The organism is Streptomyces sp. NPDC006450, from assembly GCF_040612195.1.
Classification (GTDB): domain Bacteria; phylum Actinomycetota; class Actinomycetes; order Streptomycetales; family Streptomycetaceae; genus Streptomyces.
This window is the reverse complement of sequence record NZ_JBEXPT010000274.1, coordinates 1-1,301: the sequence shown is the minus strand read 5'-3', so window position 1 is coordinate 1,301 and position 1,301 is coordinate 1. Positions and strand designations below refer to the sequence as shown.

The following is a 1,301-nucleotide window of genomic DNA, read 5'->3' as shown; positions in this document are numbered from 1 at the left end:
CCTCCGGGGCCCCGGCCTGCCGGGCGTGGAAGGCGAGCCGGACGAGCGGAGGCGCGGGCAGCGCGGCCAGCGCGGTGACGGCCCGCAGGTGCAGGCGCCGCCGCTCCGGGCCCAGCAGGGCCTCGTACACGGCCTGTTGGGCCAGCCCGTGCCGGAATCCGTACCGGTCCTCGCCCCAGTCGTGGAGCACCCCGGCCCGCAGCGCCGCCCCCACCGCCTCGGCCCCGGTCTCCTCGTCGAGCCCCGCCACGGCGGTGACCAGGGCCTCCTGTGCCGGATCGCGCAGCACCGCGGCGGCGTGGACGGCGGCCAGGGCGGGCGCGTCCAGGCCGGAGGTCCGATCGGCCATCGCCTCCTGCAGCAGGGCGGGCACGGCCGCGGGGGCTCCCGGTCCGCGGACGAACTCCTCCAGCACGAAGGGGATCCCGGCAGTGCGTTCGTGCAACTCGCCCGCCAGCCGAGCCGATACGGGCCCGCCCGTGAGCGCGGCGGCCAGGGTGCGCACCTCGCCCGCGTCGAGGGCCTCCAGCCGCATCAGCAGGGACTCGTGACCGGCCGCCCGCCGATAGGCGCGCCCCAACGGCAACCCGGGTGCGGGCAGGTCCTCCCGACGGTACGTCAGCACGGTGGCGAGCCCCGGCGGCGGATCCTCGATCAGGAACCGGATCAGGTCGCGGGTGCCGTCGTCGGCCCAGTGGAGGTCCTCGACGACGAGCACGGCCGGACACACGGCGGCCAGCAGCGCTCCCACCGCACGGAAGATCCGGTGTGTGGCGGCGGCCGGGTCGTGCAACGGCTCGCAGGGCGGCGGCAATCGCTCGGCGAGCTCGGGCAGGTACGGACGCAGCGCCCCGCACACCGGGCTGAGCCCGGCCGGGACGGCGGGGGCGAGGGTGCGCAGCACATCGAAGAGCGGGCCGTACGGGAACGGTTCGCGCAGCGGCGGACAACTCCCCGACAGCACCCGGGCCCCGCGGTCGGGCAGCCGTGCCAGCACCTCGCGCACGAGCCGCGTCTTGCCGATCCCGGCCTCGCCCTCGATCAGCACCACGGCGGGCGGCCGGGCCAGCGCGGAACGCATCGCCCGAATCTCCGCATCCCGTCCCACCAGCACCGATGCGCCCGTCCCCGCAGTCATGCGGGTGGAGTCTACGCAGCACCGCAGACCCCCACCAGGGGTCCCGGCCGGGCCCCCGCGGGCCGCTCCCGCCCGCTACCGGTGGCAGGGAGGGCCCGGCGGGCCGCTGCGGCGTGGCGCGCCGGTGGGGGGGGGGGCAGTCCTCGTCGCCCCCGGCCGGGGA

At 77.7% G+C, this 1,301-nt stretch carries 1 protein-coding gene; it reads right to left on the bottom strand.

Translation table 11 applies throughout. The features are described from left to right. Positions 1 to 1,138 (bottom strand): AAA family ATPase (locus tag ABZY57_RS32765; RefSeq protein WP_356518194.1); only part of this gene is annotated, 1,138 nt, incomplete at its 3' end. Positions 1,139 to 1,301: the final 163 nt, after the last annotated feature.